This window comes from Pseudarthrobacter sp. MEB009 (genome assembly GCF_030208875.1).
Classification (GTDB): Bacteria; Actinomycetota; Actinomycetes; order Actinomycetales; family Micrococcaceae; genus Arthrobacter.
The window spans coordinates 42,922-69,830 of record NZ_JARVTC010000015.1 but is presented as its reverse complement, the minus strand read 5'-3'; the positions used below and the strand labels follow the sequence as shown (position 1 = coordinate 69,830).

Below are 26,909 nucleotides of genomic sequence, written 5' to 3'. Positions count from 1 at the left end.
GGCCGCAGAGAACACCAGACCTAAAAGGGAAGGTCCCCGCCGCGGCGGGGACCTTCCCTTTTGTCTTTCAGAAGCCTGCTAGGACTTCTTCTTCTTTTCCGGCCAGGGGCCGAGCTTTTCCTTGTTGCTGGTCGCTTCGCCCGTGTACGTCGAGTCGGCGAGGTCGCCCACCTTGTGCACCTTCAGCGAGTTCGTGGAACCGGCCTTTCCGGGAGGGGAACCGGCAGCGATAACCACCAGGTCACCGTCTTCCACCAGTCCCATTTCCAGCAGGCTGCGGTCCACCTGGGCGGTCATCTCGTCGGTGTGGTCCACCATGGGCACCAGCACCGGCTGGATTCCCCAGGTCAGGGCCAGCTGGTTCCAGACCTGCTCCACCGGGGTGAACGCGAAGACCGGCTTGATGGGGCGCAGGCGGGAAAGCCGGCGTGCCGAATCACCGGACTGCGTGAACGCACAGATGTACTTGGCGTCCAGCTGGTCGGAAATCTCGACGGCGGCACGGGTGATGGCGCCGCCACGGGTCTTGGGCTTGGTCCCCAGCGGGGGGACGCGCTCCAGGCCGTGGACCTCGGTGGATTCGATGATCCGGGCCATGACCTTGACGGTTTCGATCGGGTACTTGCCCACGCTGGTCTCGCCGGAGAGCATCACGGCGTCAGCACCGTCCAGGACGGCGTTGGCGCAGTCGGAGGCCTCCGCGCGGGTGGGGCGCGGATTGTCGATCATGGATTCCAGCACCTGGGTGGCCACGATGACCGGCTTGGCCCAGCGGCGGGCCAGCTCGATGGCGCGCTTCTGCACGATCGGCACTTCCTCAAGGGGAAGCTCCACACCCAGGTCGCCACGGGCCACCATGATCGCATCGAACGCGTCGATGATCTCGGAGAGCTGCTCCACGGCCTGCGGCTTTTCGATCTTGGCGATCACCGGGACGCGGCGGCCTTCTTCGTCCATGATCTCGTGCACGCGGACAATGTCCTGCGCGTCGCGTACGAAGGACAGGGCGATCAGGTCCACGCCGCGGCGCATGGCCCAACGCAGGTCGTCCTCGTCCTTTTCACTCAGTGCGGGAACGTTGACGGCAACGCCGGGCAGGTTGATGCCCTTGTTGTTGGACACCATGCCGCCGACGGTCACTTCGGTGACCACCTTGACGTTGTCCACGGCCGTGGCGCGCAGCGCCACCTTGCCGTCGTCGATCAGCAGCGCGTCGCCCACGTTGACGTCCTCGGTGAGGCTCTTCAGCGTGGTGGAGCAGATCTCCTTGGTGCCGGGGACGTCCTCGGTGGTGATCGTGAAGACATCACCAACGGCGAGGGCGTGCGGTCCATCAACAAAGCGGCCCAGGCGGATCTTGGGACCCTGCAGGTCGGCCATGATGGCAACCGGCTTGCCCAGGTCCGAGGCGGCCTTGCGGACGTTCTCGTAGGTGCTGTCGTGCACGGTGTAGTCACCGTGGCTCATGTTCATCCGGGCGACGTCAACGCCGGCTTCCAACACCGCCCGGGTGTTTTCGTAGCTGGCAATTGCCGGGCCGAACGTGGCCACAATTTTTGCGCGTCTCATATACCTACCCTATTGGTAACTTGCATTGGTTAAGTTGTCGTCGAGGTGAACCCTCGGTGCATCTCTACAGGACGGCGATGGCCCGGTCGGTGGGCGCCACGGGTGCCGGCAGGATGGTGCTGCCCATCAGGAACTTGTCCACGGCAGCTGCCGCGGCGCGGCCCTCGGCGATGGCCCACACAATCAGGGACTGTCCCCGGCCGGCGTCGCCGGCCACAAACACACCTTCGGTGCTGGTCATGTAGTAACCGTCGCGGGATACGTTGCCGCGGCCGTCGAACTCGGCGTTCACCTGGTCGGTGATGCCTGCCTGCTCCGGGCCTGTGAAGCCGAGCGACAGGAACACCAAGTCTGCGGGGATGACCCGCTCGGTGCCGGCCTTGGGCAGGCGCTTGCCGTCCACAAACTCGGTCTCGGCCACCTTCACGCCGGTGAGTTTGCCGTCCTCCCCCACAAACGAAACGGTGGAAGCGAGATACGTCCGCTCGCCACCTTCCTCGTGGGCGCTGGCCACCTCGAAGAGGGTGGGGAATGTGGGCCAGGGCTGGTGCCCGGCTCGTTCCGCCGGCGGCTGCTTACCGATGGCCAGGGTGGTCACCGACGCGGCGCCATGCCGGTGGGCGGTGCCCAGGCAGTCGGCACCGGTGTCGCCGCCGCCCAGGATGACCACGTGCTTGCCCTGCGCATGTATCTGGTTCTCGACGGACTCCCCCGCCACCACACGGTTCGCGGGCACCAGGTAATCCATGGCGTAGTGCACGCCGTCCAGGTCCCGGCCGGGAATGGGCAAGTCGCGGGGAACGGTGGCGCCGGTGCAAACCACGACGGCGTCGTAGCGCCTGCGCAGCTGCTCCCAGGTCACGTCGGTGCCCACCGCAACGCCGGTCCGGAAGCGGGTGCCTTCGGCCTTCATCTGCTCAACGCGGCGGTCAACCTGCTCTTTTTCCATCTTGAAGTCGGGGATGCCGTACCGCAGCAGGCCGCCGATCTTGTCGTCGCGTTCGTACACGGCGACGGTGTGGCCCACGCGGGTCAGCTGCTGGGCCACGGCCAGGCCGGCCGGGCCGGAGCCCACCACTGCCACGGTCTTGCCGGTCAGGCGGGTGGGCGGCAGCGGGGTGACCCAGCCGTTCTCAAACGCCTCGTCGATGATGGAAACCTCAACCTGCTTGATGGTCACGGCCGGCTGGTTGATGCCCAGGACGCAGGACGCCTCGCAGGGTGCCGGGCACAGCCGGCCCGTGAACTCGGGGAAGTTGTTGGTGGCGTGCAGCCGCTCAATCGCTTCCTCGCCCTTGTCCCGCCAGGTGAGGTCGTTCCATTCCGGAATGAGGTTGCCCAGCGGGCAGCCCTGGTGACAGAACGGCACACCGCAGTCCATGCAGCGCCCGGCCTGGCTTTTCAGGACGCCCTTTTCCTGGGCCTCGTAAACTTCCTTCCAGTCCATGATGCGGACGGGAACGGGACGGCGTGGCTGGGTTTCACGCTGGCGTACTTTCAGAAATCCGCGTGGATCAGCCACCGGTCACCTCCAGGATTCGAGACCAAACTTCTTCGCCATCGGGGTCAAGGCCCTCTTCGATGGCGTCGAGACGGGTTTGCAGGACGGCCGCGTAGTCACGCGGCAGCACCTTGGTGATGCGGGCGGCGGTGTCATCGAAGTTCTCGAGGAGGCGCGCCGCCAGCAGGGAGTCAGTTTCTTCAACGTGCTTGACCAGCAGGCCATGCACAATGTCGCGGTCCTCGGCATCCAGCTCCTTGAGCTGGAGTTCCCCGGACTGCAGGGCTTCCTTGTTGACCCGGGCAGTGTCCAGGTCCAGGAGGTACGCGGTACCGCCGGACATGCCTGCGCCGAAGTTACGGCCGGTGCGGCCGATGATCAGCGTCTGGCCGCCGGTCATGTACTCGCAGCCGTGGTCGCCGATGCCTTCGACGACGGCCGTGGCACCGGAGTTGCGGACCAGGAAGCGTTCGCCCACCTGGCCGCGCAGGAACATTTCGCCGCTGGTGGCGCCGTAGCCGATCACGTTGCCGGCAATGACGTTGGTCTCGGCCTTGAACACGTTCGTGCGGTCCGGCCGGACAATGATGCGTCCGCCGGAAAGGCCCTTGCCCACGTAGTCGTTCGAGTCGCCGAACAGCCGCAGGGTGATGCCGGCGGGCAGGAACGCGCCCAGCGACTGGCCGGCGGTTCCGTTGAGGGTCACGTCGATGGTGTCGGTGGCCAGGACGTCGGTGCTGAACGTCTTGGTGACCACGTGACCCAGCATCGTGCCCACGGACCGGTCGGTGTTGATGACGTCCACGGTGATCTTGACCGGGCTGCGGTCCGTCAGGGCCTCGGTGGCCATGGTGATCAGCCGCTGGTCGAAGTGCTTGTCCAGCTCATGGTTCTGGCCGGTCATGTTCCGCAGCGGGGCGTCGTCGTCGAACTCCAGCCCGTGCAGGATGGGGTCCAGGTCCAGGCCGTCGGCCTTCCAGTGGTCCACCGCTTCGCGGGCGTCGAGGACCTCGGCGTGGCCGATCGCGTCCTCAAGGCTCCGGAAGCCGAGTTCCGCGAGCAGTTCGCGGACTTCCTCGGCCAGGAATTCGAAGAAGTTGACCACAAATTCGGGCTTGCCGGTGAAGCGTGCCCGAAGTTCCGGGTTCTGCGTGGCAACACCCACGGGGCAGGTGTCAAGGTGGCAGACGCGCATCATGATGCAGCCTTCCACCACCAACGGAGCGGTGGCGAACCCAAATTCCTCGCCGCCCAGCAGCGCGGCAATAACCACGTCGCGGCCGGTCTTAAGCTGGCCGTCCACCTGCACCACCACACGGTCGCGCAGGCCGTTGAGCATCAGCGTCTGCTGCGTCTCTGCCAGGCCGAGTTCCCAAGGAACACCGGCGTGCTTGAGCGAGTTCAGCGGCGAGGCGCCGGTTCCGCCGTCGTGCCCGGAAACCAGTACGACGTCGGCCTTCGCCTTGGTCACGCCGGACGCCACGGTGCCGATCCCCACTTCGGAGACAAGCTTCACGTGGACACGCGCCGACGGGTTGGCACGCTTCGCATCGTAGATCAGCTGCGCGAGGTCCTCGATGGAGTAGATGTCGTGGTGCGGCGGCGGGGAGATGAGTCCGACGCCGGGTGTCGAGTGCCGCGTCCGGGCCACCCAGGGGTAGACCTTCTGCGCCATCAGCTGGCCGCCTTCGCCGGGCTTGGCACCCTGCGCCATCTTGATCTGGATGTCGTCGGCGTTGGTCAGGTAGAGGCTGGTCACGCCAAACCGGCCGGACGCGATCTGCTTGACGGCGGAGCGGCGCTTGGGATCAAGCAGCCGGTCCACGTCCTCGCCGCCTTCACCGGTGTTGGACTTGCCGCCCAGCTGGTTCATGGCAATGGCCAGCGTCTCGTGGGCTTCCTGCGAGATGGAGCCGTAGCTCATGGCGCCGGTGGAGAACCGCTTGACGATGCTGGAGACCGGCTCCACCTCTTCGAGCGGAACCGACGGCCGGTTGTCCTTGAACTTCAGCAGCCCGCGGAGCGTCATCAGGTTGGTGGACTGGTCATCCACACCTTTGGTGTACTGCTTGAAGATGTCGTAACGGCGCTCACGCGTGGCGTGCTGCAGCCGGAACACCGTCTCCGGGTTGAACAGGTGCGGCTCGCCGTCGCGGCGCCACTGGTACTCGCCGCCGCCCAGGAGCGGGCGGTGGGGCTGCTCGATGCCGCCCTCGGGGTAGGCCATCTGGTGCCGGGCCGAAACCTCCGCGGCAATCACGTCGAGGCCCACGCCGCCCAGCTGGGAGTGCGTGCCGGCGAAGAATTCGTCCACCAGTTCCTGGCCCAGGCCCAGCGCCTCGAACGTCTGGGCGCCGGTGTAGGACGCCACGGTGGAGATGCCCATCTTGGACATGATCTTCAGGACGCCCTTGCCGAGGCCCTTGATGAGGTTGTAGACGCCGTCCTGCGCGGTGACCCCGGTGACGTCGCCGGAGCTGATGAGCTGCTCCACGGATTCCATGGCGAGGTAGGGGTTCACGGCGGACGCGCCGTAGCCGATCAAAACGGCGACGTGGTGCGTTTCGCGGACGTCGCCAGCCTCGACCACCAGGGCGGTCTTGGTGCGGTTGGCGCTGCGCAGCAGGTGGTGGTGGACGGCGCTGACCAGCAGCAGGGACGGGATGGGTGCCCACTGTGCGTTGGAGTCCCGGTCGGAGAGCACAATGTACTGCACACCGCGGTTGATGGCGCCGGAGACCTGCTCGCAGATTTCGGTGAGCCGGGCACGGAGCGCGTTTTCGCCGCCCTCGGGGCGGTACAGGCCACGGACCTTCATGGCCACGCGGTCGCCGTCGGGGCTTTCGATGTTGGCGATTTTGGCGAGCTGGTCGTTGTTGATCACCGGGAACGGAAGCTGGACCTGCGGCTGCCGGACCTGTTTGGTGTCCAGGAGGTTGCCGTTGGGGCCGATGGCGCACGTCAGGGACGTGACCAGTTCCTCGCGGATGGCGTCCAGCGGCGGGTTGGTGACCTGCGCGAACGACTGCACAAAGTAGTCAAAGAGCAGGCGGGGCCGCTTGGACAGCACAGCCACGGGGGTGTCTGAGCCCATGGCGCCCAGAGGCTCGGCGCCGGTGCGGGACATGGGGCCCAGCAGGATCTTCAGTTCCTCGGTGGTGTAGCCGAAGGTGCGCTGGCGGATGTTCACGGAGGCGGCCGTGTGGACCACGTGCTCACGCTCGGGCAGGTCGTTGAGGTCGATCAGGTTGTCCTTGACCCATTCGGCCCACGGGTTGGCCGCGGCAACTTCTGCCTTGACCTCTTCGTCGTCGATGATCCGGCCGGCGTCCGTGTCCACCAGGAACATCTTGCCGGGCGAGACGCGGCCCTTCTTGACCACCTTGGAGGCTTCGACGTCGATCACGCCCACCTCGGAGGCGAAGATGATCAGGCCGTCTTCGGTGATCCAGAACCGGCCGGGGCGCAGCCCGTTGCGGTCCAGGGTGGCACCCACCAGGTTGCCGTCGGTGAAGGAGACGGCGGCGGGGCCGTCCCACGGTTCCATCAGCAGGGAGTGGTATTCGTAGAACGCGCGCCGGGCCGGGTCCATCGTGGCGTGGTTTTCCCAGGCCTCGGGGATCATCATCATGATCGAGTGCGTGATGGGGCGGCCGGATAGCCACAGGAGCTCGGCAACCTCGTCGAAGGACGCCGAGTCGGAGGCCCCGGGGGTGCAGATGGGGTACAGCTCTTCCGGGGAATCCCCCAGCAGCGGGTTGGCCAGCTGGGACTGCCGGGCGCGCATCCAGTTCCGGTTGCCCTTGACGGTGTTGATTTCACCGTTGTGGGCGATGGTGCGGAAGGGCTGGGCCAGCGGCCAGGACGGGAACGTGTTGGTGGAGAAGCGCGAGTGGACGATGGCCAGCTTGGTTTTGAACCGCTTGTCCGAGAGGTCCGGGTAGAACGGCTCGAGCTGCGCGGTGGTCAGCATGCCCTTGTAGACGATGGTGCGCGAGGACAGCGACGGGAAGTACACCCCGAACTTGTTCTGCGCACGCTTGCGGATCCGCCAGGCGCGGGAGTCCAGCTCGTTGCGGTCCAGTTCCTCGCCCGTGGCCGAGGCAAGGAACGGCTGCGAGAAGTAGGGCATGCAGGCACGGGCCATGGCACCCACAAGGTCTGCCACGATTGGGACTTCGCGCCAGCCGAGAACGGCGAGGCCCTCATCTGCCGCGAGGCCTTCGATGCCGGCCTTGGCGGCGTCGGCTTCGCGCTGTTCAGCCGGCAGGAAGGCGGTGCCTGCCACGAACTGGCCGGGCGCAGGCAATTCGAATTCGGTGACCGCCCGGAAGAACTCGTCGGGGATCTGCATCAGCAGGCCCGCACCGTCGCCGGTGCCTTCGTCAGCGCCAACGGCACCGCGGTGCTCAAGGTTGCGCAGGGCCGTGAGGGCGGCGTCAACAATGTCGTACCCGGGTTCGCCGCGGAGCGTGGCGATGATCGCCAGGCCGCAGGCGTCCTTCTCCTGCTCCGGGTTGTACAGCCCGCGTGCCTCCGGCAGGTTGGCGAAGCGCTTGAACGGCGAAACGGCAGCCTGGGACTGATCGGGTTCCGACCAGCTGGGCGTTGGTGTTGGGGTCATGGGAGACGTCCTTCCTCATGAAAGTGCGTATGGAAGGGACGCCATTGGCCCCACTCGTGTCCACGCCAAGTGACGGGCGCAACAAAGTGTTACTTACTGGAAATTGTAGGCCAGCACGGCCTGCTGAACTAACAGTTACGCAGGCCCCTGACCAAGGCCTGCCCCGGCAGCAGCTCTATGCTGTCCGGCTCGGCCCCATCCCACGACGCTGTGGATTCAGGGCGCTTCGAGCGGTGGCTCTGCTGCCCTGCCGGGCCGGACCGGTTACTTGCTGGTACCGGTGTCCGGCACGGATCCGGTGGCTGTGCTGCCGGAGCTTCCGGCAGCCGTGGCATTCGGTTCCGGCGTGGTGCCGGCCGGTGCCGCCTTGGCATCTTCCGTGGGGTCGGAAGCGTGCCAGGACCCGCTGTGGTTATCTGGGAGATTACCACGCGATTCACTATCTGAGACAGCAGAGTCCGGATTCCGGACCCCTGGGGATGCCGTCCCAACTGTTGTTCCGGCGTCGTCCGCTGCCGGTTCCTTGCCCGGCAGGAACACGCTGTCCGGCGTTGGCCTGCCCTTGAGGCCCAGCAGGATAAAGACCACCAGGGCCGCGACGAACACAAAGATGCTGGTCCAGACGTTGAGTCGGGTGGTGATGCCGAAGAGGTCGATCTGCTCGGCGTCATCGATGCGCATGGCTTCGATCCAGACCCGGCCCAGGGTGTAGTACATGGCGTAGAGCCAGAAGAGCCTGCTGCGGCGGAACCTGTTCCTGCGGTCCAGGGCCAGCAGGATCACCACACCCACGAGGTTCCACAGTGATTCGTAGAGGAACGTGGGGTGGAACAGGGTGTCGGCGGCGTAACCCGACGGGAAGTTGGCGTTGTCGGCGTCCACCTGCAGTCCCCAGGGCAGCGTGGTGGGTCCACCGAAGAGTTCCTGGTTGAAGTAGTTGCCCCACCGGCCGATGGCCTGGGCCAGGAGGAGTCCAGGCGCCGCGGCATCCAGGAACGCCGTCAGCTTGACGCCGCTGCGCCGGCAGCCGATCCAGGCCCCCACAACACCGAGGACAACAGCACCCCAGATGCCCAGCCCGCCGCGTTGGATCTGCGGGATCAGGGAGAGGTCGCCGGTGCCGTCGAAGCCCGGGCCGAAGTAGGCGTCCGGAGAGGAGACCACGTGGTAGAGCCGGCCGCCGATGATGCCGAACGGGATGGCCCAGATGACGATGTCCCAGAGGCTCCCTTCCGGTGCACCGCGCCGGGCCCAGCGCAGCGAGGTCAGCCAGAGGCCCACCACAATGCCTGCGAGGATGCAGAGCGCGTAGGCGTGGATGCGCAGGGCGCCCCACGGGAGGGGAATGTCGAAGCCGGACCAGTCCGGGCTCGGGATGCTGGCGGGCACCAGGGTGGCCGCAGCCAGGAGGGTCTGCATGGTTTAGGCGTCTTCCCTGGTCAGGCCGGTGCTGAGTTCCTTGGTGAGGGTGGCAACGGCGTCCACGCCGCCGTCGCGAATGGCGGCCACCAGGGCGGTACCGACGATCACGCCTTCTGCGTATTCCGCGATCTCACGGACCTGCGCGGCGGTGGACACACCCAGGCCAACGCAGACGCGTTCGGCGCCCGCGGCGTGGGCTGCTGCCACAACGTCCTTGGCGGCGGTGCTGACGGTGGACCGGGCACCGGTGACGCCCATGATGGACACGGCGTAGACAAAGCCGCGGCTCGCGTCCACTGTCCGCTGCATCCGCTCGGGAGTGGAGGACGGTGCCACCAGGAACACGCGGTCCAGGCCGTACTTGTCCGAGGCTGCCAGCCATTCGGCGGCTTCATCCGGGATCAGGTCCGGGGTGATGAGCCCGGCGCCGCCGGCCTCGGCCAGTCGGCGGGAGAACTCGTCCACGCCCATCCGGACCACGGGGTTCCAGTACGTCATGACCAGGACGGCGGCATCGGTTTTGCTGGTGATGCCGGCGACGACGTCAAAGACCTGGCGGACCGTGAAGCCCTTGGCCAGCGCTTCGGTGGTGGCAGCCTGGATGACCTGCCCGTCCATCACCGGATCGGAGTAGGGAATCCCGATTTCGATCAGGTCGGCGCCGTTTTCGGCCAGGGCAATGCCGGCCGCAATGGTTGCCTCAACGCTGGGGTAACCCGCGGGAAGGTAGCCGATCAGGGCGGCCCGGCCTTCGGCGCGGGCCTTGTCAATGGCTGCCGCCGCTTTGCTGGTGGCTTGTGCGGTGCTCACAGCTGTTCCCCCTCCTTGCCGATTTCCGACTCGGCGGAATCCTTGTCCAACAGGTCAAACCATTCAGCGGCGGTGGCCACGTCCTTGTCGCCGCGGCCGGACAGGTTCACAATCACGATCCTGTCCTGGGCCGTGCCGTTGCCGGTCTCAGCGACCTCGGCGGCCAACCGCTGGCCCACCTTGATGGCGCCGGCCAGGGCGTGCGCTGACTCGATGGCCGGGATGATGCCCTCGGTCCGGCACAGGATGCGGAACGCTTCCATGGCTTCGGTGTCGGTAATGGGTTCGTAGCTCACCCTGCCGATGTCGGAGAGGTAGGAGTGCTCCGGGCCAACACCCGGATAGTCCAGTCCGGCGGAGATGGAGTGCGATTCGATGGTCTGGCCGTCGTCGTCCTGCATCAGGTAGGACCGGGCGCCGTGCAGCACGCCGGGCTTGCCCAGGGTGATGGTGGCTGCGTGCCGGCCGGTCTCCACACCGTCGCCGCCGGCTTCGAAACCGTAGATCTTGACGGAGGGGTCATCCAGGAAGCCGTGGAAGATGCCGATGGCGTTGGAGCCACCGCCGATGCAGGCGACGACGGCGTCCGGCAGCCGGCCCACCTGGTCGAGGATCTGCGCGCGGGCTTCCTCGCCGATCACCTCGTGGAAGTAGCGGACCATCGCGGGGAACGGGTGCGCCCCCGCGGCGGTGCCCAGCAGGTAGTGGGTATTGTCCACGTTGGCCACCCAGTCGCGGAGGGCGTCGTTAATGGCGTCCTTGAGCGTCTGGGATCCGCTGGTGACGGGGATGACGGTGGCGCCCAGCAGTTCCATCCTGGCCACGTTCAGGGCCTGCCGGCGGCAGTCCTCGGCCCCCATGTAGACCACACATTCCAGGCCCATCAGTGCCGCGGCGGTGGCGCTGGCCACGCCGTGCTGGCCGGCGCCGGTTTCGGCGATCACGCGGGTCTTGCCCATGCGCTTGGCGAGCAGCGCCTGGCCCAGGACGTTGTTGATTTTGTGCGAGCCGGTGTGGTTCAGGTCTTCCCGCTTGAGGAACACCCGCACTCCCCCGGCGTGCTCGGCAAAGCGCTTGGCTTCGGTGAGCAGCGAGGGCCGGCCGGAGTAGTTTTTGTTCAGGTCCGCGATCTGGGCCCGGAAGTCAGGATCGTTTTTGGCCTTCTCGAACGTCTCCTCCAGTTCGTCCAGGGCGGCGATGAGGGATTCGGGCATCCAGCGTCCGCCGAAACTGCCGAAGTACGGCCCCGGGGCGTGGCGCAGGGAACCGCCCTGAAGGAAGGCTTCCGTGGCATTGTTATCAGCGTTGCCTGAGGGTGCGTGGGCCATCAGTCCCGTCCTGTTCAAATTGGTGGGTCAAGGGAAGTGTGGTGCGCCGGGCTGACCCGGCGGCGGGGTGCCGCACCCGGAGGGCACGGCGGCCTGGGGCTCAGCGGCGCGAGGCAATCGCTGCGGCGCCGGCCGCGGTGAATTCCGCGATCCGTTCCTGGGGCGTGGCGTGGCTGACCAGCGCCTCACCCACCAGGATGGCGTTGGCACCGTTGGCGGCGTAGTGGGTGACGTCGGCGGCATCGCGGACACCGGATTCGGCCACCACCACTGCCCCGGCCGGGATGCGGCCGGCAAGCGACGCAAACACGGAACGATCGACGTCGAGCGTCTTCAGGTTGCGCACGTTCACGCCGATGATGCGTGCGTTTGCCGCGGCGGCCCGCTCGATCTCCGCTTCGGTATGCGTCTCCACGAGCACATTCATGCCCAGTTCGGCGCTGAGGGCGCTGAACTCGGCAAGCTGGGCATCGGACAGGGCTGCGACGATGAGCAGGACCAGGTCCGCGCCGTGGGCGCGGGCTTCCCAGATCTGGTACTCGTCCAGCGTGAAGTCCTTGCGGAGCAGCGGCACGTCCACGGCGGCACGGACAGCATCGAGGTCCGCAAGGGACCCGTTGAAGCGGCGCTGTTCGGTCAGGACGCTGATGACGGCGGCGCCGCCGTCGGCGTACTGCCGGGCCAGCGAGGCGGGATCTGCGATGCTGGCGAGGTCACCCTTTGAGGGGCTGCGGCGTTTGATTTCCGCAATGACCTTGAGCTGTTCCCGGGACGTCGAGGTGCCGCCGAGGGCCTGCCAGGCGTCCCGGACGGGCGGCGCCAGACGGGCCCGGTCCTGCAGTTCGGACAGGGACACCAGGCGTTTGCGGCTGTCCATGTCCTCCCTGACACCGGCGTTGATGTCATCGAGAACAGTTGCCATCAGTGGCCGGAGTTCTTCAGCTTGCTGCCTTCAACGCCGTAGCCGGCCTTGCGCATGGCGTAGCCCAGGATCAGGCCAACCACCATGACTGCTGCGCCGGCGATGAAGATGGGGGTGCTGGCAATAACGAAGGCGATCGAGGCGATGAGCGCGCCAACCAGCATCACGATGACGCAGGTCCAGGCGGCGGGGCTGTTGCCGTGGCCGAGTTCCTGGCTGTGGTCGACGGCGCCGGGGGCCACCACTCGGGTGCCGGACGGGGAAACGGACGCGGGTGCTTTGCTCATGGAAATCTCCTCAGGGTGAATACTGCTTACATTCTGCCATTTTTTGGCGGCCCACCGCGTATCGGCAGGCCGCCGTACGCCGTCCGGCGCATGCCCGCTGGCTTACTGGGCCCCCGCCGGCGTGGTTCAGGTAGGGTCGTCGCCCCGGGACAGCCGGTCCCAGCTGTCGATCTCGTCGACGGGCCCGGCCGGCGCCGCAGTTCCGGCTGCAGCGGGCTGGTCATATTTGGTGCGCGCCTTCCAGTGCCGGCTTGCGGGCAGCACCAGGAGCCCGGCCACGGCCAGCAGGCACCCGGCCACCACGGCCAGGATGGGGAAGACTGTCAGGTCCACCTGCGCCTGGCTGCCGGTGACGCCGGTGGCGGCGGCAATGGAACCCTGCGACGCGGCAAGCGGGTCGGCCAGGACGGTGGCCGCCGCGGCGACGATGCCGGCCGAGGCCAGGACGATGATGGCGGTGATGATCCACCGGGCGATCCTGCCGGCAATCGACGCTGCCAGTCCTCCGGCCAGGGCCACCAGGGCCAGGGCCGTGACGGTGGTGGCCGCCTTGCTGCCCTGGACCGCCAGCGCTTCCAGGGAGCCGCCGGCCTGGCCCACCGTGCTGGGATCCAGGGTGACGGTCATCCACGTTTGGGTTGTAGTGCCGAAAACGCCAAGGGCGAGGACCGCGATGAGCAGCACCAGCGTGGACTTCCGGGCCCAGGCCGGAGCACGGGTGGCCTTGGTGCTGGTGGCGGGTGCGGCGCCGGCCATCAGGAATCAGCTCCGTCGGCCAGGGTCTCCGCCGAGATGTTCCGCAGCGATCCTGCCGTGTGCACGGCGCGCAGCGGGGCCGCCGCCTTGTTCACCGTTTCGAGGGCCTCAGTGGCGTTGACGGAGTCCGCCACGATGCCGCCGCCGGCCTGGACGTAAGCGCGGCCTTCCCGGACCAGGGCCGAGCGGATGGCGATGGCCATGTCCATGTCGCCGGCGAAGTCCAGGTAGCCCACCACGCCGCCGTAGATGCCGCGGCGGTGCGGTTCGAGTTCGTCCAGCAGGCGCAGGGCGCGGGGCTTGGGCGCGCCGGACAGCGTGCCGGCAGGGAATGTGGCCTTGAGGACGTCGTAGGCCTTGGCCTGCGGGGAAAGTTTGCCCACCACGGTGGAAACCAGGTGCATGATGTGGCTGAACCTCTCCACCTCCATGAACTGGGTGACGTCCACGGTCCCGGCCACACAGACCTTGGACAGGTCGTTGCGGGACAGGTCCACCAGCATCAGGTGCTCGGCCCGTTCCTTTTGGTCTGCCAGCAGCTCCTCGGCCAGGGCCTTGTCCGCTTCAACGTTTTTGCCCCGTGGCCGGGAACCGGCAATGGGGTGCGTGATGACGTCCTCGCCGGTGACGGTGACCAGCGCCTCGGGTGAGGAACCCACAATCGAGTATTCCCGGCCGTCAGCATCCTCAAGGCTGAAGATGTACATGTAGGGGCTGGGGTTGGTGTTGCGCAGCACGCGGTACACGTCCAGGGCGGAGGCGTTGCATTCCATTTCAAAGCGTCGCGAGATCACCACCTGGAAAACCTCACCATCCACGATGGCTTCCTTGCCGCGGTCCAGGGCGGCAAGGTATTCGGATTCGTCCCAGCGTTCCTGCACGCTGGCGGCGAAATCGAGCGCGGCCGGTTCCAGGACGGTGACGGGCTGTGCCACGGGGGTGCTGACCTTCGCGAGCAGCGCCTTCACCCGGGCAACAGCGTCATGCCAGGCGTCGTCGACGCGCTCGGAGCTGTCGTCGAAGTTGATGGCATTGGCGATCAGCAGCACGGTGCCGTCCACGTTGTCGTGCACGGCCATGTCGGTAACCAGGTTCAACGCCATTTCCGGCAGGTGCAGGTCATCCTCCGGCGGGCTCACCAGGCGTTCCCAGTGCCGCACGGTTTCCCAGCCCAGGAAGCCCACCAGGCCGGAGGTGAAGGGCGGCAGACCATCAAAGCGGTCGGTACGCAGCGCCTCGATGGTGTCCCGGACCGCGTCCACGGGGTTGCCGTCCACGGGCACACCGGCCGGGGGCTCACCCAGCCAGTGGGCGCTGCCGTCCTTGGTGGTCAGCGTGGCACGGGACCTGGCGCCGATGAACGAGTAACGGGACCAGGCCCCGCCCACGGCCGCGGACTCCATCAAAAAGGTTCCGGGCTGGCCCTGGGCCAGCTTGCGGTACAGGCCAATGGGCGTTTCGGCGTCGGCAAGGACTTTGAGCCGGACGGGAATGACACGGCTGTGGCCGGCGAGTTCGCGGAACTCCGCCAGGCTGGGGCTGATGGTTCCAAGATCCTGCATGGCTATGGGTTCCGCCTGTTCTTGTGCGGGCCGGATGCGCCGGCCCTTGGAGGTGGGGTGCAGAGGGGGTGCCGTGGTTCCGGGGAACGGCCCCGGAGCGTCAGTTGGCGGTGCCGGTTTCGACGGCGAGGTCCCTGCCGTCGAAGCAGGTGCGGGTGCCCGTGTGGCAGGCCGCGCCCACCTGGTCCACGCGGACCAGCAGGGCATCGCCATCGCAGTCCATCGCCACCGATTTGACCCATTGCACGTGGCCGGACGTATCGCCCTTGCGCCAGTATTCCTGCCGGGACCGGGAGTAGAACGTGACCCGGCCGCTGGTCATGGTGCGGTGCAGGGCTTCATCGTCCATCCAGCCCAGCATCAGCACCTCATTGGTGTCGTACTGCTGGACAATGGCGGCCACCAGGCCCGCGCTGTCGCGCTTCAGGGCGCCGGCGAGGGAAGCGGGCAGCGGGCTGCCGGCAGGGACCGGCGCCGGGTCCGCGGAAGGGGCTTCGGGCGTGGCGGAACCGGGGAACGGGGCGGGGGCGGGCTGCTCAGACATCAGGTCAAGTCTAGTGCCTTCGCCGTTGCCGGATCGGATGTGAACGGCGGCACGCCAGCGGCGGGGCCGGCGGTGCCCAAGTACGCGCGTCTCGTGCTAGTTTTCCAAGTGATGCATTTCGTCGAACCGTCCCGAGAAGTCCTGGCCGAGACCCTGCTTGCGGCCGGCCCTGATGCGCCCACCCTCTGTGCTGGCTGGCGCACCAGGGATCTTGCCGCGCACCTTTACCTGCGCGAACGCAAGGCCGCTGTGGGGCTGGGCCTGATCATCAAGCGCCTGGCCAAGGCGTCAGATGCGGCCACGTCCCGGCTGGCTTCGAAGCTAACGTCCGCCGAGGACTACGCCGGACTGGTCAACACCTTCCGCGCCGGCCCGCCGGCGCTCTCTCCCATGAAGATCCGGGCGCTGGACGAAAGCTCCAACCTGATCGAATACTTTGTCCACACCGAGGACGTCCGCCGCGCCGTGGACCGCTGGGCGCCCCGCGCGCTGGACGAGGCCTACTCGGACGCCCTCTGGGATGACCTGGTGAAGCGTGCCGCCATCCTGTACCGCGGCGTGGACCTCGGGATCGTCCTGGTCCGTCCGTCCGGTCCCCGGCACGTGGCCAAGCGTGCACCCGTGTCGGTGGCCATTGTTGGCGAGCCGGGCGAACTGCTGATGCACGCCCACGGCCGGACGCGCCATGCCCTGGTCACCTTCGAAGGCCAGCCGGACGCCGTCGCGCTCCTGCAGTCAGCCGAAGTAGGCCTCTAGCCTTACGTTGCGCTATCACTTAGGGTCGCTAAAACGGCCTTTTGGGGACCAAAAGTGATAGCGCAACGGGTTAGCGGACCTCGAAGCCTGCCGCGCGGATGGCGTCCTTGACCTGGGACATCATGTTGTCCGGTCCCCAGTGGAAGATCGAGGCGGCCAGGACAGCATCGGCACCGGCAGCAACCGCAGGCGGGAAATGTGCGGGCTCCCCCGCGCCGCCGGAGGCGATGATGGGCACCTTAACGGCGGCCCGGACCAGCCGAATGAGCTCCAGGTCGAAGCCGTCCTTGGTGCCGTCCGCGTCGATGGAGTTGAGCAGGATCTCCCCCACCCCGCGGTGCGCAGCCTCACGCGCCCATTCGATGGCATCGATGCCGGTTCCGGTGCGGCCGCCGTGGGTGGTTACTTCAAAACCCGAGGGCGTGGGCTGCGAGCCGGGACGGGTGCGGCGGGCGTCGACGGACAGGACCAGGACCTGGGAACCGAAGTGCCGGGTGATTTCGTCGATCACTTCCGGGCGGGCCACGGCAGCAGTGTTGATGGCGGCCTTGTCTGCCCCGTAGCGCAGGAGCTTGTCCACCTCGGCGACGCCGCGGACGCCGCCGCCGACGCACAGCGGGATGAAGACTTCCTCGGCGGTGCGGCGGACCACGTCAAAGGTGGTTTCGCGGTTGCCGGAGGAGGCCGTGACGTCCAGGAACGTCAGTTCGTCGGCGCCGGCGTTGTCGTAGCGGTGGGCCAGCTCCACGGGGTCGCCGGCGTCGCGGAGGCCCTCGAAGTTGATCCCCTTGACGACGCGCCCGGCGTCCACGTCAAGGCAGGGAATGACACGTACTGCTACCGCCATGGGAGGCTCCTGGGGTTCGCTGGTGGGTGCTGCTGCGCGGAAGGATCAGATGCGGCAGGCGTGGATGCTGCTGACCAGGATGGCGCGGGCGCCGAGGTCGTAGAGCTCATCCATAATCCGGTTGGTGACCTTCTTTGGCACCATGGACCGGACAGCCACCCATTCGGAGTCCCGCAGCGGCGAAACGGTGGGTGACTCCAGGCCGGGGGTCAGCGCTGCGGCCTGCTCCACCAGTTCCTTGCGGATGTCGTAGTCCATCAGCACGTACTGCCGGGCCACCAGGACGCCTTGGAGGCGCCGGATCAGGACCTCGATTTCCTTGGCGGTGCCGTTGGCGGCGCCACCGTCGCCGGTCCGGCGGATCAGGACGGCCTCGGACTTGAGGATGGGCTCGCCGAAGATTTCCATCCCGGCGGCCTTGAGGGTGTTTCCGGTTTCCACAACGTCAGCGATCGCATCGGCCACGCCCAGGCGCACGGAGGATTCCACGGCGCCGTCCAGGCGGACCACCTTGGCGTCGATCCCGCGTTCGGCGAGGTAGTTGCGGAGCAGGCCGTCGTAGCTGGTGGCCAGGCGTTTGCCGGCCAGCTGCTCAGCCGAGGCGAAGTCGCCCACGGGACCGGCAAACCGGAACGTGGAGGCCGCGAAACCCAACGGAAGCAGTTCTTCGGCTTCCACCTCCGCGTCCAGCAGGAGGTCGCGGCCGGTGATGCCGACGTCGAGCGTTCCCTGCCCCACGTACACGGCGATGTCGCGGGGGCGGAGGAAAAAGAACTCGATGTCGTTGTCCGGGTCCATCATGACCAGCTCGCGGCTGTCGCGCCGCTGCCGGTAACCGGCCTCGGCGAGCATGGCGGACGCGGCTTCGGACAGGGAGCCCTTATTGGGGACGGCTACTCGCAACATGGGAATCTTTCTGGATCAACGGGTCTTGGGGTTCAGGCAATGCAGGCCACAGCAGGCACGGCGGCAGGGTAATGCGCGCCGGGCAGGTGGCTACAGATGCTTGTAGACGTCTTCCAGGGTCAGGCCTTTGGCGAGCATCAGGACCTGCAGGTGGTACAGCAGCTGGGAGATTTCCTCGGCCGCGGCTTCATCGGATTCATATTCGGCAGCCATCCAGACTTCGGCTGCTTCCTCAACGACTTTTTTGCCGATGCCGTGAACACCGGACTCCAATTCAGCGACGGTGCGGGAGCCTTCCGGGCGGGTGGCTGCCTTCTCGCTGAGCTCAGCGAACAGCGTCTCGAAATTCTTCACGCCCACCAGCCTACTTGCTGCGGCCCGCACGGCGCGTCCCGGGCCGTTGCATGACGGGCGCGATGTGAGCGAATACACACCGCGCCCGGAGATCTGCTACGTGTACTGCTTCAGGACCAGGGCGGTGGCCAGGGCAGCGGTGACAGCCTCATGGCCCTTGTCTTCCTTGGAGCCGGCCAGGCCGGCGCGGTCCAGGCCCTGCTGTTCCGTATCGCAGGTCAGCACGCCGAAGCCCACCGGAACCCCCGTGGCGACGCTGACGTCGGTGAGTCCCGACGTGGCGGCCTGGCAGACGTAATCAAAGTGCGGGGTACCGCCGCGGATTACGACGCCGAGCGCCACCACCGCGTCAAAGTGCGGCGCCAGCCGCGCGGCAGCCACAGGCAGCTCGAAGCTGCCGGGTACACGCAGCACCGTGGGCTCTGCGATGCCGGCGTCCTTGGCGGCGCGCAGGGCACCGTCCAGGAGGCCGTCCATGATGGTGGTGTGCCAGCTGGCGGCAACAATCGCGAGCCGGAGCTGCGACGTTTCCGCAGGGTTGAGTGTGGTCAGGTCGATTTCGGGGGCGCCGTGTCCGCTCATGGGTAAGTGCTTTTCCGTTCAGTTCGTTGCGTCGGTGGGGTCGTTGAAAGGGGTGCCGGGGCTGGTGACAGGCAGCGGGACAACTGTCGTGTCCAGCAGCAGCCGGTGTTCCATCCGGTCTTTTTTGGTGCGCAGGTAGCGGATGTTCTGCTCCCGTGAAGGTACTTCGGTGGGGACCATCTCCACCACGTTGACGCCTGCGTGGGCCAGCCGGTGCTGCTTGTCCGGGTTGTTGCTCAGGAGCCGGACCTCGTGCAGGCCCATCTCCGCCAGGACCTGCGCGGCGGCGTTATAGGACCGGGCATCCACGGGCAGGCCAAGCTGTTCGTTGGCTTCCACGGTGTCGAAGCCGGCTTCCTGCAGCGCGTAGGCCTTGATTTTGTTGGCCAGGCCAATGCCGCGGCCTTCCTGGCCGCGGAGGTAGAGAAGGGTGCCGCCCTGTTCATGGATCATTTCCAGGGCGTAGGCAAGCTGTTCGCCGCAGTCGCACCGGTAGGAGCCGAAGACGTCGCCCGTGAGGCATTCGGAGTGGAGGCGCACCAGTGGGGCTTTGCCGTCGCTGGGCGGGGTGGGTGAGCTGACGGCGAGGTGCTCCACGCCGGTCACCAGGTCGGTCCAGGCCTGCGCCACAAAGTCACCGTAGGCGGTGGGCAGCTGCACTATGGGCCCGCCGCTGACCGGATGGGCCATGGCTGTTCTGCCGGTCCGTCCGCGGTGGCCGTCACTGCTGGCTGCGGATGCCGTCATCGTTTCTCCTTTGCTCCGCCCGGAACATCCCGGACGTTGTGTGCGGGGGCGTCCCCGGCCCCTGCTTCAAGATATGCCACCAGGTCAGCGATGGAGACCAGGGGGCAGCCGTGCTCTGCCGCGAAAGCACGGAGTCCGTCCAGGCGCATCATTTCGCCGTCGTCGTACACCACTTCCGCGATCACGCCCACCGGAGCGAGTCCGGCCAGGCGGCACAGGTCCACCGCGGCCTCGGTGTGGCCGGGGCGTTCCCGCACACCTCCCTCAACGGCCCGGAGCGGGAAAATATGCCCGGGACGGGTCACCGATTCCGGTGCGGACTGCACATCCGCCAGCACCCGGGCGGTCAGGGCCCGGTCAGTGGCGGAGATTCCTGTGCTGACACCGAGGGCAGCGTCGCAGGACACCGTGTACGCGGTACCTTTGGCGTCCTCGTTGACGGCCACCATGGGCGGCAGCGCCAGGGCGTCGGCCCGTTCGCCGCTCAGCGGGACGCAGATGACGCCGGAGCTGTACCGGATGGTCCAGCCCATCAGGGCGGGAGTGGCGAACTCGGCCGCGAAAATGATGTCTCCCTCGTTTTCGCGGTCCTCGTTATCCACCACCAGGACGGGTTTCCCCGCGGCCATGGCCGCCACGGCGTCCACAATGGCGGACAGGCCCTGCGGCGGAACCGGTGCCAACCCGGGGGCGGCCAGTGCCGACGGGGCAACGGCCGGGGTGCCGGCCGGATCCACGTGGACGACGGCGCTCATCGGGTTTCCCCGGTGGCGTCGCCGTCAGTGGTGGTCCGGAAAGCCAGGAGGCGTTCGGTGTACTTGGCCAGCACGTCCACCTCCAGGTTCACCGGGCTGCCGGTGGACTTGGCGCCGAGGCCGGTTTCGGCCAGCGTGGTGGGAATCAGTCCCACCTCGAACCACGGGTCCGGGTGGTTTGCTTCGCTGACGGCCGTAACGGTGAGCGAGACGCCGTCAATCGCGATGGATCCTTTTTCCGCGATGTAGCGGGCCAGGTTGCCCGGCACGCCGAAGCGGAGCCGTTCCCAGTTGCCCAGGGCCTCGCGTTCGCGCAGGCTCCCGACGCCGTCAACGTGGCCCTGGACCACATGGCCGTCCAGCCGCCCGCCGGCCGGGACGCAGCGTTCGAGGTTCACGGCGTCGCCGGCGGCCAGGCCGCCGATGGTGCTGCGGATGAGGGTCTCCCCCATCACGTCGACGCTGAAGTCCTTGCCGTCGATGGCCGTGGCGGTGAGGCACACCCCGTTGACGGCGATGGACCCGCCGAGGGCCAGTCCTTCGGTGGTGCCGGGGGCATGCAGCCGCACGGTGGCGCTAATGTCGCCGTTGCGGTCGACTGAGAGCACATGTCCCTGCTCGGCGATAATTCCGGTAAACATCAGTTGCCTCCCTGGGCTTGCTCCGCGGAAGTGCGGGCGTTCTCTGGTGCAGCGGTGCGCTGCGGTCGTAAATGCAAACGGAGGTCCCGGCCCAGCGTCCGGACGGATCCGCCGTCGGCCTGGTCCCATTCCCAGTGCTGGGCGTCTGCCAGCGTGCCAATGCCCAGTCCGGCCAGGGCGGGGGTGCCCGATCCGAGCAGGGTGGGGGCCAGGTAGACGATCAGCTCGTCCACCAGGCCAGCGGTGAGGAAAGCACTCAGGATCCGCGAGCCGCCTTCCACCATCACGTGGCGGGCGCCACCTCCGTACAGCAGCCCAAGGGCCTCGGCCGGATCGCGGGTGGGCAGATGGACTGCCAACCCGTCGGCGCCGTGGATCGCAGCGCCGGCCGGGACGCCGCGGAGGCCCATCACGGCGCGGACCGGTTGCCTGGCCGCAGGTTCCCCCTGGCTGTCCCTCGCGGTGAGGCGGGGATTGTCCACCAGGACCGTCTGGGTGCCCACCAGGATGGCGTCGATGCGGCTGCGGAGGGCGTGGTTGTCCGCCAGGGAGGCCGGGCTGGAGATCCACTGGCTGGTGCCGTCGTCGGCCGCGATCCGGCTGTCCAGCGTCTGCGCAATATGCAGCGTCACGAAGGGCCGCTGGGCAGCCACCGCTTCGAACCACTGCCGGTTCAACTCAAACGCTTCCACGCCGGCCAGTCCGCTGCGGACGCTGATGCCGGCGGCGCGGAGGGTTGCGGCGCCACCGGCGGCCGGATCATGGGGATCGTCCACGGCGTACACCACGTCCGTGATGCCGGCCGCAATGATGGCCTCGGTGCAGGGGCCGGTGCGGCCCACATGGTTGCACGGTTCCAGCGTGACCACCATGGTGCAGCCGGCCAGGTCCACGCCCGCCGCCGTCGCCTGTGCAATGGCGTCCGCTTCGGCGTGCGCAGTTCCGGCGCCCCGGTGGTACCCGGTTGCCAGCGTGGTTCCGTCCGGACCGACGACGACGGCCCCCACCAGGGGGTTGGCGCCCCTCGGGCCCAGCAGCGCGGCGTCCAGGGCCTGCGCCATGGCCTGGGCCTCCGTAGCCCGGAAGGGCGCGGCGACGGCGTTTTCGGCGGCCATCAGAGCTTCACCCTGGGGTCCGGGAAGCCTGTTTCAACCGAGGCCGCGGGCGTGTCCCCTGCGCTGGCGGAGGACGTGGCGTTCCGGGATGCCTTCCACCAGACAAAAAATCCGGTCAGCGTGAAGAACCCGTAGAACAGGTACATAAACGCGCTGGCGTAATAGCCGGCGCTGAACAGGAGGGGCACGCCCACAATGTCCACGGCCACCCAGACCAGCCAGAATTCGGTCCAGCCGCGGGCCATCCCGTAGGTGGCCAGCAGGGAACCGGCGAAGGTCCACGCGTCTGCCCACACCGGCGGGTAGGAGCCCAGCCGGTCAAACAGCGGCGTCAGGGCCAGGGTCCCGGCCACCATCGCGGCGCCCAGAATCCACCGGGTGCGGGTGCTGGCCCATTGGGGCACGACGGCGGTGTTCCCGCCGCCGGCGTCGCGGCGTTGCTTCCAGCGGTGCCAACCGTACGCTGCCACCACGATGAACATCACCTGCCGGCCGGCCTGGCCCCACAGCGTGGCGGGTGTCGCGGAGCCAAAGACGTTGCCCAGGAAAACCGTGAGCAGCAGGAGGTTGCCGGCGATGCCCACCGGCCAGGCCCAGACTTTGCGGCGCATGCCGCCAAAGGCGCTTGCCAGGCCAAAAATGTTGCCCAGCACTTCTCTCAGAATCAGGACAGATCCCCCGACGGGGATCTGAGCGTCAAAGAGCCATCGCAGGAGGTCCATGTGTGTGTCGTTCCTTCCCGTTCGAACCGCGATGGCTCCGGGGGTATACGACAGCAGAGGGCTGCGGCGCCCCAAAAAAGGACACCGCAGTACAGCTGTACGTGCTTCTCTCATCCAGACTTTAACTGTCGGTACCGGAATTTCACCAGTTCAACCGTCCGCCGGGATTTTCCGAAGAAAAGCACCGGCTCGCGGGTCGCGGACTATCACCGCCGGTTCGGACTTACACCGACCCCGGAGCACGTATGTGTGTTGCTATTGTGCCATAACAGCAGGGCGCCGCCGGCTATTCCGTCGCTCCGCGTAACGAACGGCTGCCCCGCTCCCGCAGCCGCGTGATGGCTGCCTCCGGGTCCGCTGCACCGTACACGGCGGAGCCTGCCACAAAGACGTTGGCGCCGGCTTCCGCGGCGCGGATGATGGTTTCTTCGGTGATGCCGCCGTCCACCTGGATGGCCACGCCGATCCCCGAACCATCGATCGCGGCCCGGGCGCGCCGGATCTTGGGCAGGGTCAGGTCAAGGAAGGCCTGGCCGCCGAATCCGGGCTCAACGGTCATGATCAGGAGCATGTCCAGCTCTTCGAGCATGTCCAGGTAGGGCTCCACCGGGGTGGCAGGACGGAGGGCCATGCCGGCCTTCGCACCCCGGCTGCGCAGCTCGCGGGCCAGCTTGACCGGCGCAATGGATGCCTCCGCGTGGAAGGTTACCGAGGCCAGGCCGGCATCGGCGAACCCCGGCGCCCAGCGGTCGGCGTCGGCGATCATCAGGTGGGCATCCAGCGGAACCGGGCTGACGGCCTGGATCCGCTGCACCACCGGCAGCCCCAGCGTCAGGTTGGGCACAAAATGGTTGTCCATCACGTCCACGTGCACAGCGTCAGCCGTGCTGATGCGCTGCAGTTCCGCCTCGAGGTTCACGAAATCTGCGGAGAGGATGCTCGGGTTGATGCAGCATTGCGTCACGGGGGCGCCTTTCAGTGGCTGGCTGGGAGGAGGGGGTGCCGTAAAGCCGGCGGTCAGGCCTTTTTGCGGATCAGCGCCAGGAACATGGCGTCCGTGCCGTGCACGTGCGGCCAGAGCTGGGCGGTGGATTCGTGGCCTGCACCGAGGTTGCCGGTGAGGCTGACGGCATCCAGCGCAGACCCTGCGTCGAGCAGTTCCAGGTCGTCCCGCTTACGCATGGCGTCGGCCACCACGGCTTTGGTCTCTGCCGGGTGCGGCGAGCAGGTGACATAGGCAACCACTCCCCCGGGACGGACCGCGGCCAGTGCCGAGGCCAGCAGTTCCCGCTGCAGCGAACCGAGGTCCGCCAGGTCCTTGGGTGTGCGCCGCCAGCGGGACTCGGGCCGGCGGCGCAGGGCGCCAAGGCCGCTGCACGGCACGTCCACCAGAACACGGTCAAAGGTTTCCGGCTGTTCGGTGCCCACGTCGCGGCCATCACCGGTGCGGACCTGCCAGGTCTCCCGGGGTACGGCGGACAGTGCCTGGCTGACCAGTTTGGCCCGGTGCGGTGCGGGTTCGTTGGCCAGCAGGGTGGCCCCACGCTGGCCGGCAAGGGCGGCCAGAAGGGCGGCCTTCCCACCGGGTCCGGCGCAAAGGTCCAGCCATCGCTCGCCGTCGGCGCCCGTCCCTTCCTTGTGTTGAGCGTCCGGCAGGTCCAGATCCACGGCGGCCATGGCGCGGGCCACCAGCTGGGACCCCACGTCCTGGACGCGGGTGGTGCCTTCCCGCACAGAGGTCAGCCGGCCAAGGTCACCGCCGCTGGAGAGGGCAGAGCCTTCCACCAGTTCGCCGGGTGTGGCGCCGCCTTCAAGCGCTTCGGCCAGGCTTCCCAGGCCGGGCAGCGCCACCAGGTTGACCACCGGTGCTGCGTTGTCGGCTTCGAGCAGGCCGGTGATTTCCGACGCCGGCCTGCCGTGGATCACCAGGGACTGCCGCATGGCGCGCACGATCCATTCCGGGTGGGCGTGCCGGAGCGAGGCGATTTTGGTCTCGTCGGTTTCGCCGGCCACGAGGAGGTCCAGCCAGCCGTCAAGGGTGTGCGCCGTGACCTTCCGGAGCACGGCGTTGATAAGCGCTGATGGTCCGGCGCCGATCACTGCGCGGGCCAGGCCCACTGTCTGGTCAAGTGCCGCGTGCGCCGGAACACGCATGGCCAGGAGTTGGTGGACGCCGATGCGCAGGGCATCGAGGATGGCGGGATCCAGCTGGTCGAGGGGCCGGTCCACGCACCGTGCCAGGATGGCGTCGTAGGTGCCCTGGCTGCGGAGCGCGCCGTAGCTCAGCTCGGTGGCGAACCCGGCGTCGCGCTTCTCCAGCTTGTGCTGGCGGATCCTGGCCGGCAGCACCAGGTTGGCGTACGCGTCCTCGGCTGCCACCGCCCGCAGGACTTCGAAGGCCACCAGCCGGGCGGGATCGGCCCGGCGGGTGCGCTGGGCCGGTGCGTTTTCGGTAAAGCTGCGCTGCGGTCCGCGGTTGCGTTCGCGGCCCTGGGCGTTGCGCCTGCTGGCGTCGCGCGGACCGCCGTTGCCGCGGCCGCCGCGCGGGACACCCTGCCCGGCGTTGCCGCCGCCTCCTGGATTGCCGCCGGAGCCGCTCATTCAAACACCACGCTTTCAAGGGAAGCCATACCGCGTGCCCAGTCGGCAGCGGCCATCATCTTTTTGCCCGCAGGCTGGATCCGGGTCAGTTCAACGGCGTGCGAGCCGGTTCCCACCAGCACCGACTTGCCGTGGAGCGCCACGGCACCCGGGGCCAAGGCCGTCACGTCGGGGCGGATCAGGACCGGCTCGAGCTTGATGCGCTGCCCGTCCAGGAGGGTCCAGGCCCCGGGTTCCGGCGTGACGCCGCGCGCCTGCCGGTTCAGCGCCAAGGCAGGGTGGCGCCAGTCCATGTGCCCATCCTCGAGCGTCAGCTTGGGTGCCAGGGTGACCTCACCGGCCTGCGGCCGGGGCGACGCAGTGCCGGCGTAGATGGCGGAGAGCGTCTGGGCCAGCAGGACTGAGCCGCTGTGGGACAGCCGTGCCAGCAGTTCGCCGGCCGTGTCTGCGGGAGCTACGGCCTCGGTGAGGGTGCCGAACACCGGTCCCGTGTCCAGGCCCTGTTCCAGCTGGAACGTGACCGCCCCGGTGATGTCGTCCCCTGCCATCACGGACCGCTGCACGGGCGCGGCTCCCCGCCACGCCGGCAGCAGGGAGAAGTGCAGGTTGACCCAGCCGTGCCGGGGAATGGTGAGGGCTGCGGGCGGCACCAGGCCGCCGTAGGCCACGATGGCCGCCACGTCGGGGGCCGCGGCCGTGATGGCGGCAATGGCGTGTGCGTCCACCCGGGCTGCGCGGATGACGTCGATGCCCAGCTCCGCGGCGCGCGCCGCAACGGGGGAAGGGGTGAGGACGCGTTTCCGGCCGATCGGGGCGTCCGGCCGCGTCAGGACAGCAACAACGTCAAAGCCCGCGCCCACCAGGGCCTCGAGGGACGGGACGGCAACGGCAGGGGTGCCCGCAAAAAGGACCCTCACCCTTTGGTGCCCGCGGCGCCGGCGCCAAAGGCGGCCCCGCCGAAACTGGATCCGACGGTTTTGGCGCGCTTGGCTGTGGTCCGCTCCATCACGGCGTCGTAGTTGGCGTTGCGGATGGACCGGAGGGCCGCCTTGCGGTCCTCACCCTCGAGCCTGTCCGTAAAGAGGACCCCGTCCAGGTGGTCGTTTTCATGCTGGAAGCAGCGCGCCAGCAGGTCCTCGGCGGCCACCTCCACCGGATTGTTGTCCTTGTCCACGCCCGTGATGCGGGTGGTCCGGAACCGCTTGACCGGGAATCCCAAGCCGGGGATGGACAGGCAGCCTTCCACGTGGTCCGCCTGGAAGTCCTCGCTGTTTTCGAGGACGGGATTGACGATGTGCCCCTCCACGCCGTTGATGCGGTACGTGAAGACCCTTTTACTGACGCCGACCTGGGGTGCGGCCAGCCCGGCGCCGTCCACATCCTCCATGGTCTCGGTCATGTCCGCCACGAGTTTGGCCAGCTCCGGCCCGAAATCCGTCACGGGATCGGCAACTGTGCGCAGCACAGGATCCCCGATGATGCGGATATTCAGAATAGCCATGCGCTGTTTTTCCTCACGTTGAGCGGCAAAGGGAACCCATCCAGTTTAGGTGCTCGC

General features: G+C 67.6%; 25 protein-coding genes and 1 riboswitch. Of the genes, 1 reads left to right on the top strand and 24 read right to left on the bottom strand.

Annotation, left to right across the window (positions count from 1 at the left end; all coding sequences use genetic code 11):
- Positions 1 to 78: 78 nt before the first annotated feature.
- From pyk to hisI, 11 genes are all read right to left on the bottom strand, one after another.
- Positions 79 to 1,569 (bottom strand): pyruvate kinase, encoded by a 1,491-nt coding sequence (gene pyk / locus QRN07_RS15720; protein WP_050684084.1) that lies wholly within the window; start codon positions 1,567 to 1,569, stop codon positions 79 to 81.
- Between the two features lie 64 nt (positions 1,570 to 1,633).
- Positions 1,634 to 3,091 carry a glutamate synthase subunit beta gene (locus QRN07_RS15715; protein ID WP_050684083.1) on the bottom strand — a complete coding sequence of 486 codons (1,458 nt, stop codon included), beginning with the start codon at positions 3,089 to 3,091 and terminating at the stop codon, positions 1,634 to 1,636.
- Positions 3,084 to 7,694, bottom strand: a complete 4,611-nt coding sequence (gltB, locus tag QRN07_RS15710) for a glutamate synthase large subunit (protein WP_285241503.1) — start codon at positions 7,692 to 7,694, stop codon at positions 3,084 to 3,086. The genes QRN07_RS15715 and gltB overlap by 8 nt, the downstream gene beginning before the upstream one ends.
- A gap of 264 nt (positions 7,695 to 7,958) precedes the next feature.
- Positions 7,959 to 9,113, bottom strand: a complete 1,155-nt coding sequence (gene lgt / locus QRN07_RS15705) for a prolipoprotein diacylglyceryl transferase (RefSeq protein ID WP_056599716.1) — start codon at positions 9,111 to 9,113, stop codon at positions 7,959 to 7,961.
- Between the two features lie 3 nt (positions 9,114 to 9,116).
- Positions 9,117 to 9,926, bottom strand: a complete 810-nt coding sequence (trpA, locus tag QRN07_RS15700) for a tryptophan synthase subunit alpha (RefSeq protein WP_050684080.1) — start codon at positions 9,924 to 9,926, stop codon at positions 9,117 to 9,119.
- Positions 9,923 to 11,254: a tryptophan synthase subunit beta gene (gene trpB, locus QRN07_RS15695; RefSeq protein WP_285241502.1), complete on the bottom strand. Its 1,332-nt coding sequence runs from the start codon at positions 11,252 to 11,254 to the stop codon at positions 9,923 to 9,925. The genes trpA and trpB overlap by 4 nt, the downstream gene beginning before the upstream one ends.
- A gap of 100 nt (positions 11,255 to 11,354) precedes the next feature.
- Positions 11,355 to 12,176, bottom strand: coding sequence for an indole-3-glycerol phosphate synthase TrpC (gene trpC / locus QRN07_RS15690; protein ID WP_285241501.1), 822 nt, complete (start codon positions 12,174 to 12,176; stop codon positions 11,355 to 11,357).
- The gene (locus QRN07_RS15685) at positions 12,176 to 12,463 is read right to left on the bottom strand and encodes an HGxxPAAW family protein (protein ID WP_050684077.1); all 288 of its coding nucleotides are present in this window, start codon (positions 12,461 to 12,463) and stop codon (positions 12,176 to 12,178) included. The genes trpC and QRN07_RS15685 overlap by 1 nt, the downstream gene beginning before the upstream one ends.
- A gap of 126 nt (positions 12,464 to 12,589) precedes the next feature.
- Positions 12,590 to 13,219 carry a Trp biosynthesis-associated membrane protein gene (locus QRN07_RS15680; protein WP_050684076.1) on the bottom strand — a complete coding sequence of 210 codons (630 nt, stop codon included), beginning with the start codon at positions 13,217 to 13,219 and terminating at the stop codon, positions 12,590 to 12,592.
- A complete protein-coding gene (locus QRN07_RS15675) occupies positions 13,219 to 14,781 on the bottom strand; it encodes an anthranilate synthase component I (protein WP_050684075.1) in 1,563 nt (520 codons plus the stop codon). The genes QRN07_RS15680 and QRN07_RS15675 overlap by 1 nt, the downstream gene beginning before the upstream one ends.
- Positions 14,782 to 14,881: 100 nt before the next feature.
- Positions 14,882 to 15,325 carry a phosphoribosyl-AMP cyclohydrolase gene (hisI, locus tag QRN07_RS15670; protein WP_050684074.1) on the bottom strand — a complete coding sequence of 148 codons (444 nt, stop codon included), beginning with the start codon at positions 15,323 to 15,325 and terminating at the stop codon, positions 14,882 to 14,884.
- A gap of 111 nt (positions 15,326 to 15,436) precedes the next feature.
- Here hisI and QRN07_RS15665 point away from each other — a divergent pair, with 111 nt between their 5' ends.
- Positions 15,437 to 16,081, top strand: a complete 645-nt coding sequence (locus tag QRN07_RS15665; RefSeq protein WP_050684120.1) for a TIGR03085 family metal-binding protein — start codon at positions 15,437 to 15,439, stop codon at positions 16,079 to 16,081.
- Positions 16,082 to 16,151: 70 nt separating this feature from the next.
- Here the strand turns inward: QRN07_RS15665 and hisF are convergent, their stop codons facing one another.
- The 13 genes from hisF to def all read right to left on the bottom strand — a co-directional run bounded on the left by hisF (position 16,152) and on the right by def (position 26,852).
- Positions 16,152 to 16,928 carry an imidazole glycerol phosphate synthase subunit HisF gene (gene hisF, locus QRN07_RS15660; protein WP_050684073.1) on the bottom strand — a complete coding sequence of 259 codons (777 nt, stop codon included), beginning with the start codon at positions 16,926 to 16,928 and terminating at the stop codon, positions 16,152 to 16,154.
- Between the two features lie 45 nt (positions 16,929 to 16,973).
- Entirely contained in the window at positions 16,974 to 17,834 is an 861-nt protein-coding gene (gene hisG, locus QRN07_RS15655) for an ATP phosphoribosyltransferase (protein ID WP_050684072.1), read from the bottom strand.
- Positions 17,835 to 17,924: 90 nt separating this feature from the next.
- Positions 17,925 to 18,188 carry a phosphoribosyl-ATP diphosphatase gene (locus QRN07_RS15650; protein ID WP_009358176.1) on the bottom strand — a complete coding sequence of 88 codons (264 nt, stop codon included), beginning with the start codon at positions 18,186 to 18,188 and terminating at the stop codon, positions 17,925 to 17,927.
- Between the two features lie 96 nt (positions 18,189 to 18,284).
- Positions 18,285 to 18,770 carry a 6,7-dimethyl-8-ribityllumazine synthase gene (ribH, locus tag QRN07_RS15645; RefSeq protein ID WP_050684071.1) on the bottom strand — a complete coding sequence of 162 codons (486 nt, stop codon included), beginning with the start codon at positions 18,768 to 18,770 and terminating at the stop codon, positions 18,285 to 18,287.
- Between the two features lie 18 nt (positions 18,771 to 18,788).
- Positions 18,789 to 19,517, bottom strand: coding sequence for a GTP cyclohydrolase II (gene ribA / locus QRN07_RS15640; RefSeq protein WP_050684070.1), 729 nt, complete (start codon positions 19,515 to 19,517; stop codon positions 18,789 to 18,791).
- A complete protein-coding gene (gene ribB, locus QRN07_RS15635; RefSeq protein WP_285241500.1) occupies positions 19,514 to 20,272 on the bottom strand; it encodes a 3,4-dihydroxy-2-butanone-4-phosphate synthase in 759 nt (252 codons plus the stop codon). The genes ribA and ribB overlap by 4 nt, the downstream gene beginning before the upstream one ends.
- Entirely contained in the window at positions 20,269 to 20,913 is a 645-nt protein-coding gene (locus QRN07_RS15630; protein ID WP_050684069.1) for a riboflavin synthase, read from the bottom strand. The genes ribB and QRN07_RS15630 overlap by 4 nt, the downstream gene beginning before the upstream one ends.
- The gene (gene ribD, locus QRN07_RS15625) at positions 20,913 to 22,028 is read right to left on the bottom strand and encodes a bifunctional diaminohydroxyphosphoribosylaminopyrimidine deaminase/5-amino-6-(5-phosphoribosylamino)uracil reductase RibD (protein ID WP_285241499.1); all 1,116 of its coding nucleotides are present in this window, start codon (positions 22,026 to 22,028) and stop codon (positions 20,913 to 20,915) included. Before ribD ends, QRN07_RS15630 begins: the two co-directional genes overlap by 1 nt.
- Complete coding sequence (gene pnuC / locus QRN07_RS15620; RefSeq protein WP_056599735.1) at positions 22,028 to 22,750, bottom strand: nicotinamide riboside transporter PnuC; 723 nt, start codon at positions 22,748 to 22,750, stop codon at positions 22,028 to 22,030. The genes ribD and pnuC overlap by 1 nt, the downstream gene beginning before the upstream one ends.
- A 97-nt stretch (positions 22,751 to 22,847) precedes the next feature.
- Positions 22,848 to 22,997, bottom strand: a riboswitch (FMN riboswitch).
- A gap of 39 nt (positions 22,998 to 23,036) precedes the next feature.
- Positions 23,037 to 23,714, bottom strand: a complete 678-nt coding sequence (rpe, locus tag QRN07_RS15615) for a ribulose-phosphate 3-epimerase (protein WP_050684066.1) — start codon at positions 23,712 to 23,714, stop codon at positions 23,037 to 23,039.
- 53 nt (positions 23,715 to 23,767) lie between these two features.
- On the bottom strand, positions 23,768 to 25,351 hold the full coding sequence (locus tag QRN07_RS15610; protein WP_285241498.1) for an RsmB/NOP family class I SAM-dependent RNA methyltransferase: 1,584 nt from the start codon (positions 25,349 to 25,351) through the stop codon (positions 23,768 to 23,770).
- Complete coding sequence (fmt, locus tag QRN07_RS15605) at positions 25,348 to 26,268, bottom strand: methionyl-tRNA formyltransferase (RefSeq protein ID WP_285241497.1); 921 nt, start codon at positions 26,266 to 26,268, stop codon at positions 25,348 to 25,350. Before fmt ends, QRN07_RS15610 begins: the two co-directional genes overlap by 4 nt.
- Positions 26,265 to 26,852, bottom strand: a complete 588-nt coding sequence (gene def / locus QRN07_RS15600) for a peptide deformylase (RefSeq protein WP_285241496.1) — start codon at positions 26,850 to 26,852, stop codon at positions 26,265 to 26,267. Before def ends, fmt begins: the two co-directional genes overlap by 4 nt.
- Between the last annotated feature and the right edge of the window lie 57 nt (positions 26,853 to 26,909).

Coding starts and splice junctions, on each gene's coding strand:
- hisG (WP_050684072.1), bottom strand. CDS start 17,834: ATGTTGCGAGTAGCCGTCCCCAATAAGGGCTCCCTGTCCGAAGCCGCG.
- QRN07_RS15610 (WP_285241498.1), bottom strand. CDS start 25,351: ATGAGCGGCTCCGGCGGCAATCCAGGAGGCGGCGGCAACGCCGGGCAG.
- QRN07_RS15665 (WP_050684120.1), top strand. CDS start 15,437: ATGCATTTCGTCGAACCGTCCCGAGAAGTCCTGGCCGAGACCCTGCTT.
- QRN07_RS15685 (WP_050684077.1), bottom strand. CDS start 12,463: ATGAGCAAAGCACCCGCGTCCGTTTCCCCGTCCGGCACCCGAGTGGTG.
- QRN07_RS15675 (WP_050684075.1), bottom strand. CDS start 14,781: ATGCAGGATCTTGGAACCATCAGCCCCAGCCTGGCGGAGTTCCGCGAA.
- QRN07_RS15680 (WP_050684076.1), bottom strand. CDS start 13,219: ATGGCCGGCGCCGCACCCGCCACCAGCACCAAGGCCACCCGTGCTCCG.
- trpC (WP_285241501.1), bottom strand. CDS start 12,176: ATGGCAACTGTTCTCGATGACATCAACGCCGGTGTCAGGGAGGACATG.
- ribB (WP_285241500.1), bottom strand. CDS start 20,272: ATGAGCGCCGTCGTCCACGTGGATCCGGCCGGCACCCCGGCCGTTGCC.
- ribD (WP_285241499.1), bottom strand. CDS start 22,028: ATGGCCGCCGAAAACGCCGTCGCCGCGCCCTTCCGGGCTACGGAGGCC.
- hisF (WP_050684073.1), bottom strand. CDS start 16,928: ATGGCGGTAGCAGTACGTGTCATTCCCTGCCTTGACGTGGACGCCGGG.
- pyk (WP_050684084.1), bottom strand. CDS start 1,569: ATGAGACGCGCAAAAATTGTGGCCACGTTCGGCCCGGCAATTGCCAGC.
- QRN07_RS15630 (WP_050684069.1), bottom strand. CDS start 20,913: ATGTTTACCGGAATTATCGCCGAGCAGGGACATGTGCTCTCAGTCGAC.
- ribH (WP_050684071.1), bottom strand. CDS start 18,770: ATGAGCGGACACGGCGCCCCCGAAATCGACCTGACCACACTCAACCCT.
- trpB (WP_285241502.1), bottom strand. CDS start 11,254: ATGGCCCACGCACCCTCAGGCAACGCTGATAACAATGCCACGGAAGCC.
- gltB (WP_285241503.1), bottom strand. CDS start 7,694: ATGACCCCAACACCAACGCCCAGCTGGTCGGAACCCGATCAGTCCCAG.
- def (WP_285241496.1), bottom strand. CDS start 26,852: ATGGCTATTCTGAATATCCGCATCATCGGGGATCCTGTGCTGCGCACA.
- lgt (WP_056599716.1), bottom strand. CDS start 9,113: ATGCAGACCCTCCTGGCTGCGGCCACCCTGGTGCCCGCCAGCATCCCG.
- ribA (WP_050684070.1), bottom strand. CDS start 19,517: ATGACGGCATCCGCAGCCAGCAGTGACGGCCACCGCGGACGGACCGGC.
- hisI (WP_050684074.1), bottom strand. CDS start 15,325: ATGTCTGAGCAGCCCGCCCCCGCCCCGTTCCCCGGTTCCGCCACGCCC.
- pnuC (WP_056599735.1), bottom strand. CDS start 22,750: ATGGACCTCCTGCGATGGCTCTTTGACGCTCAGATCCCCGTCGGGGGA.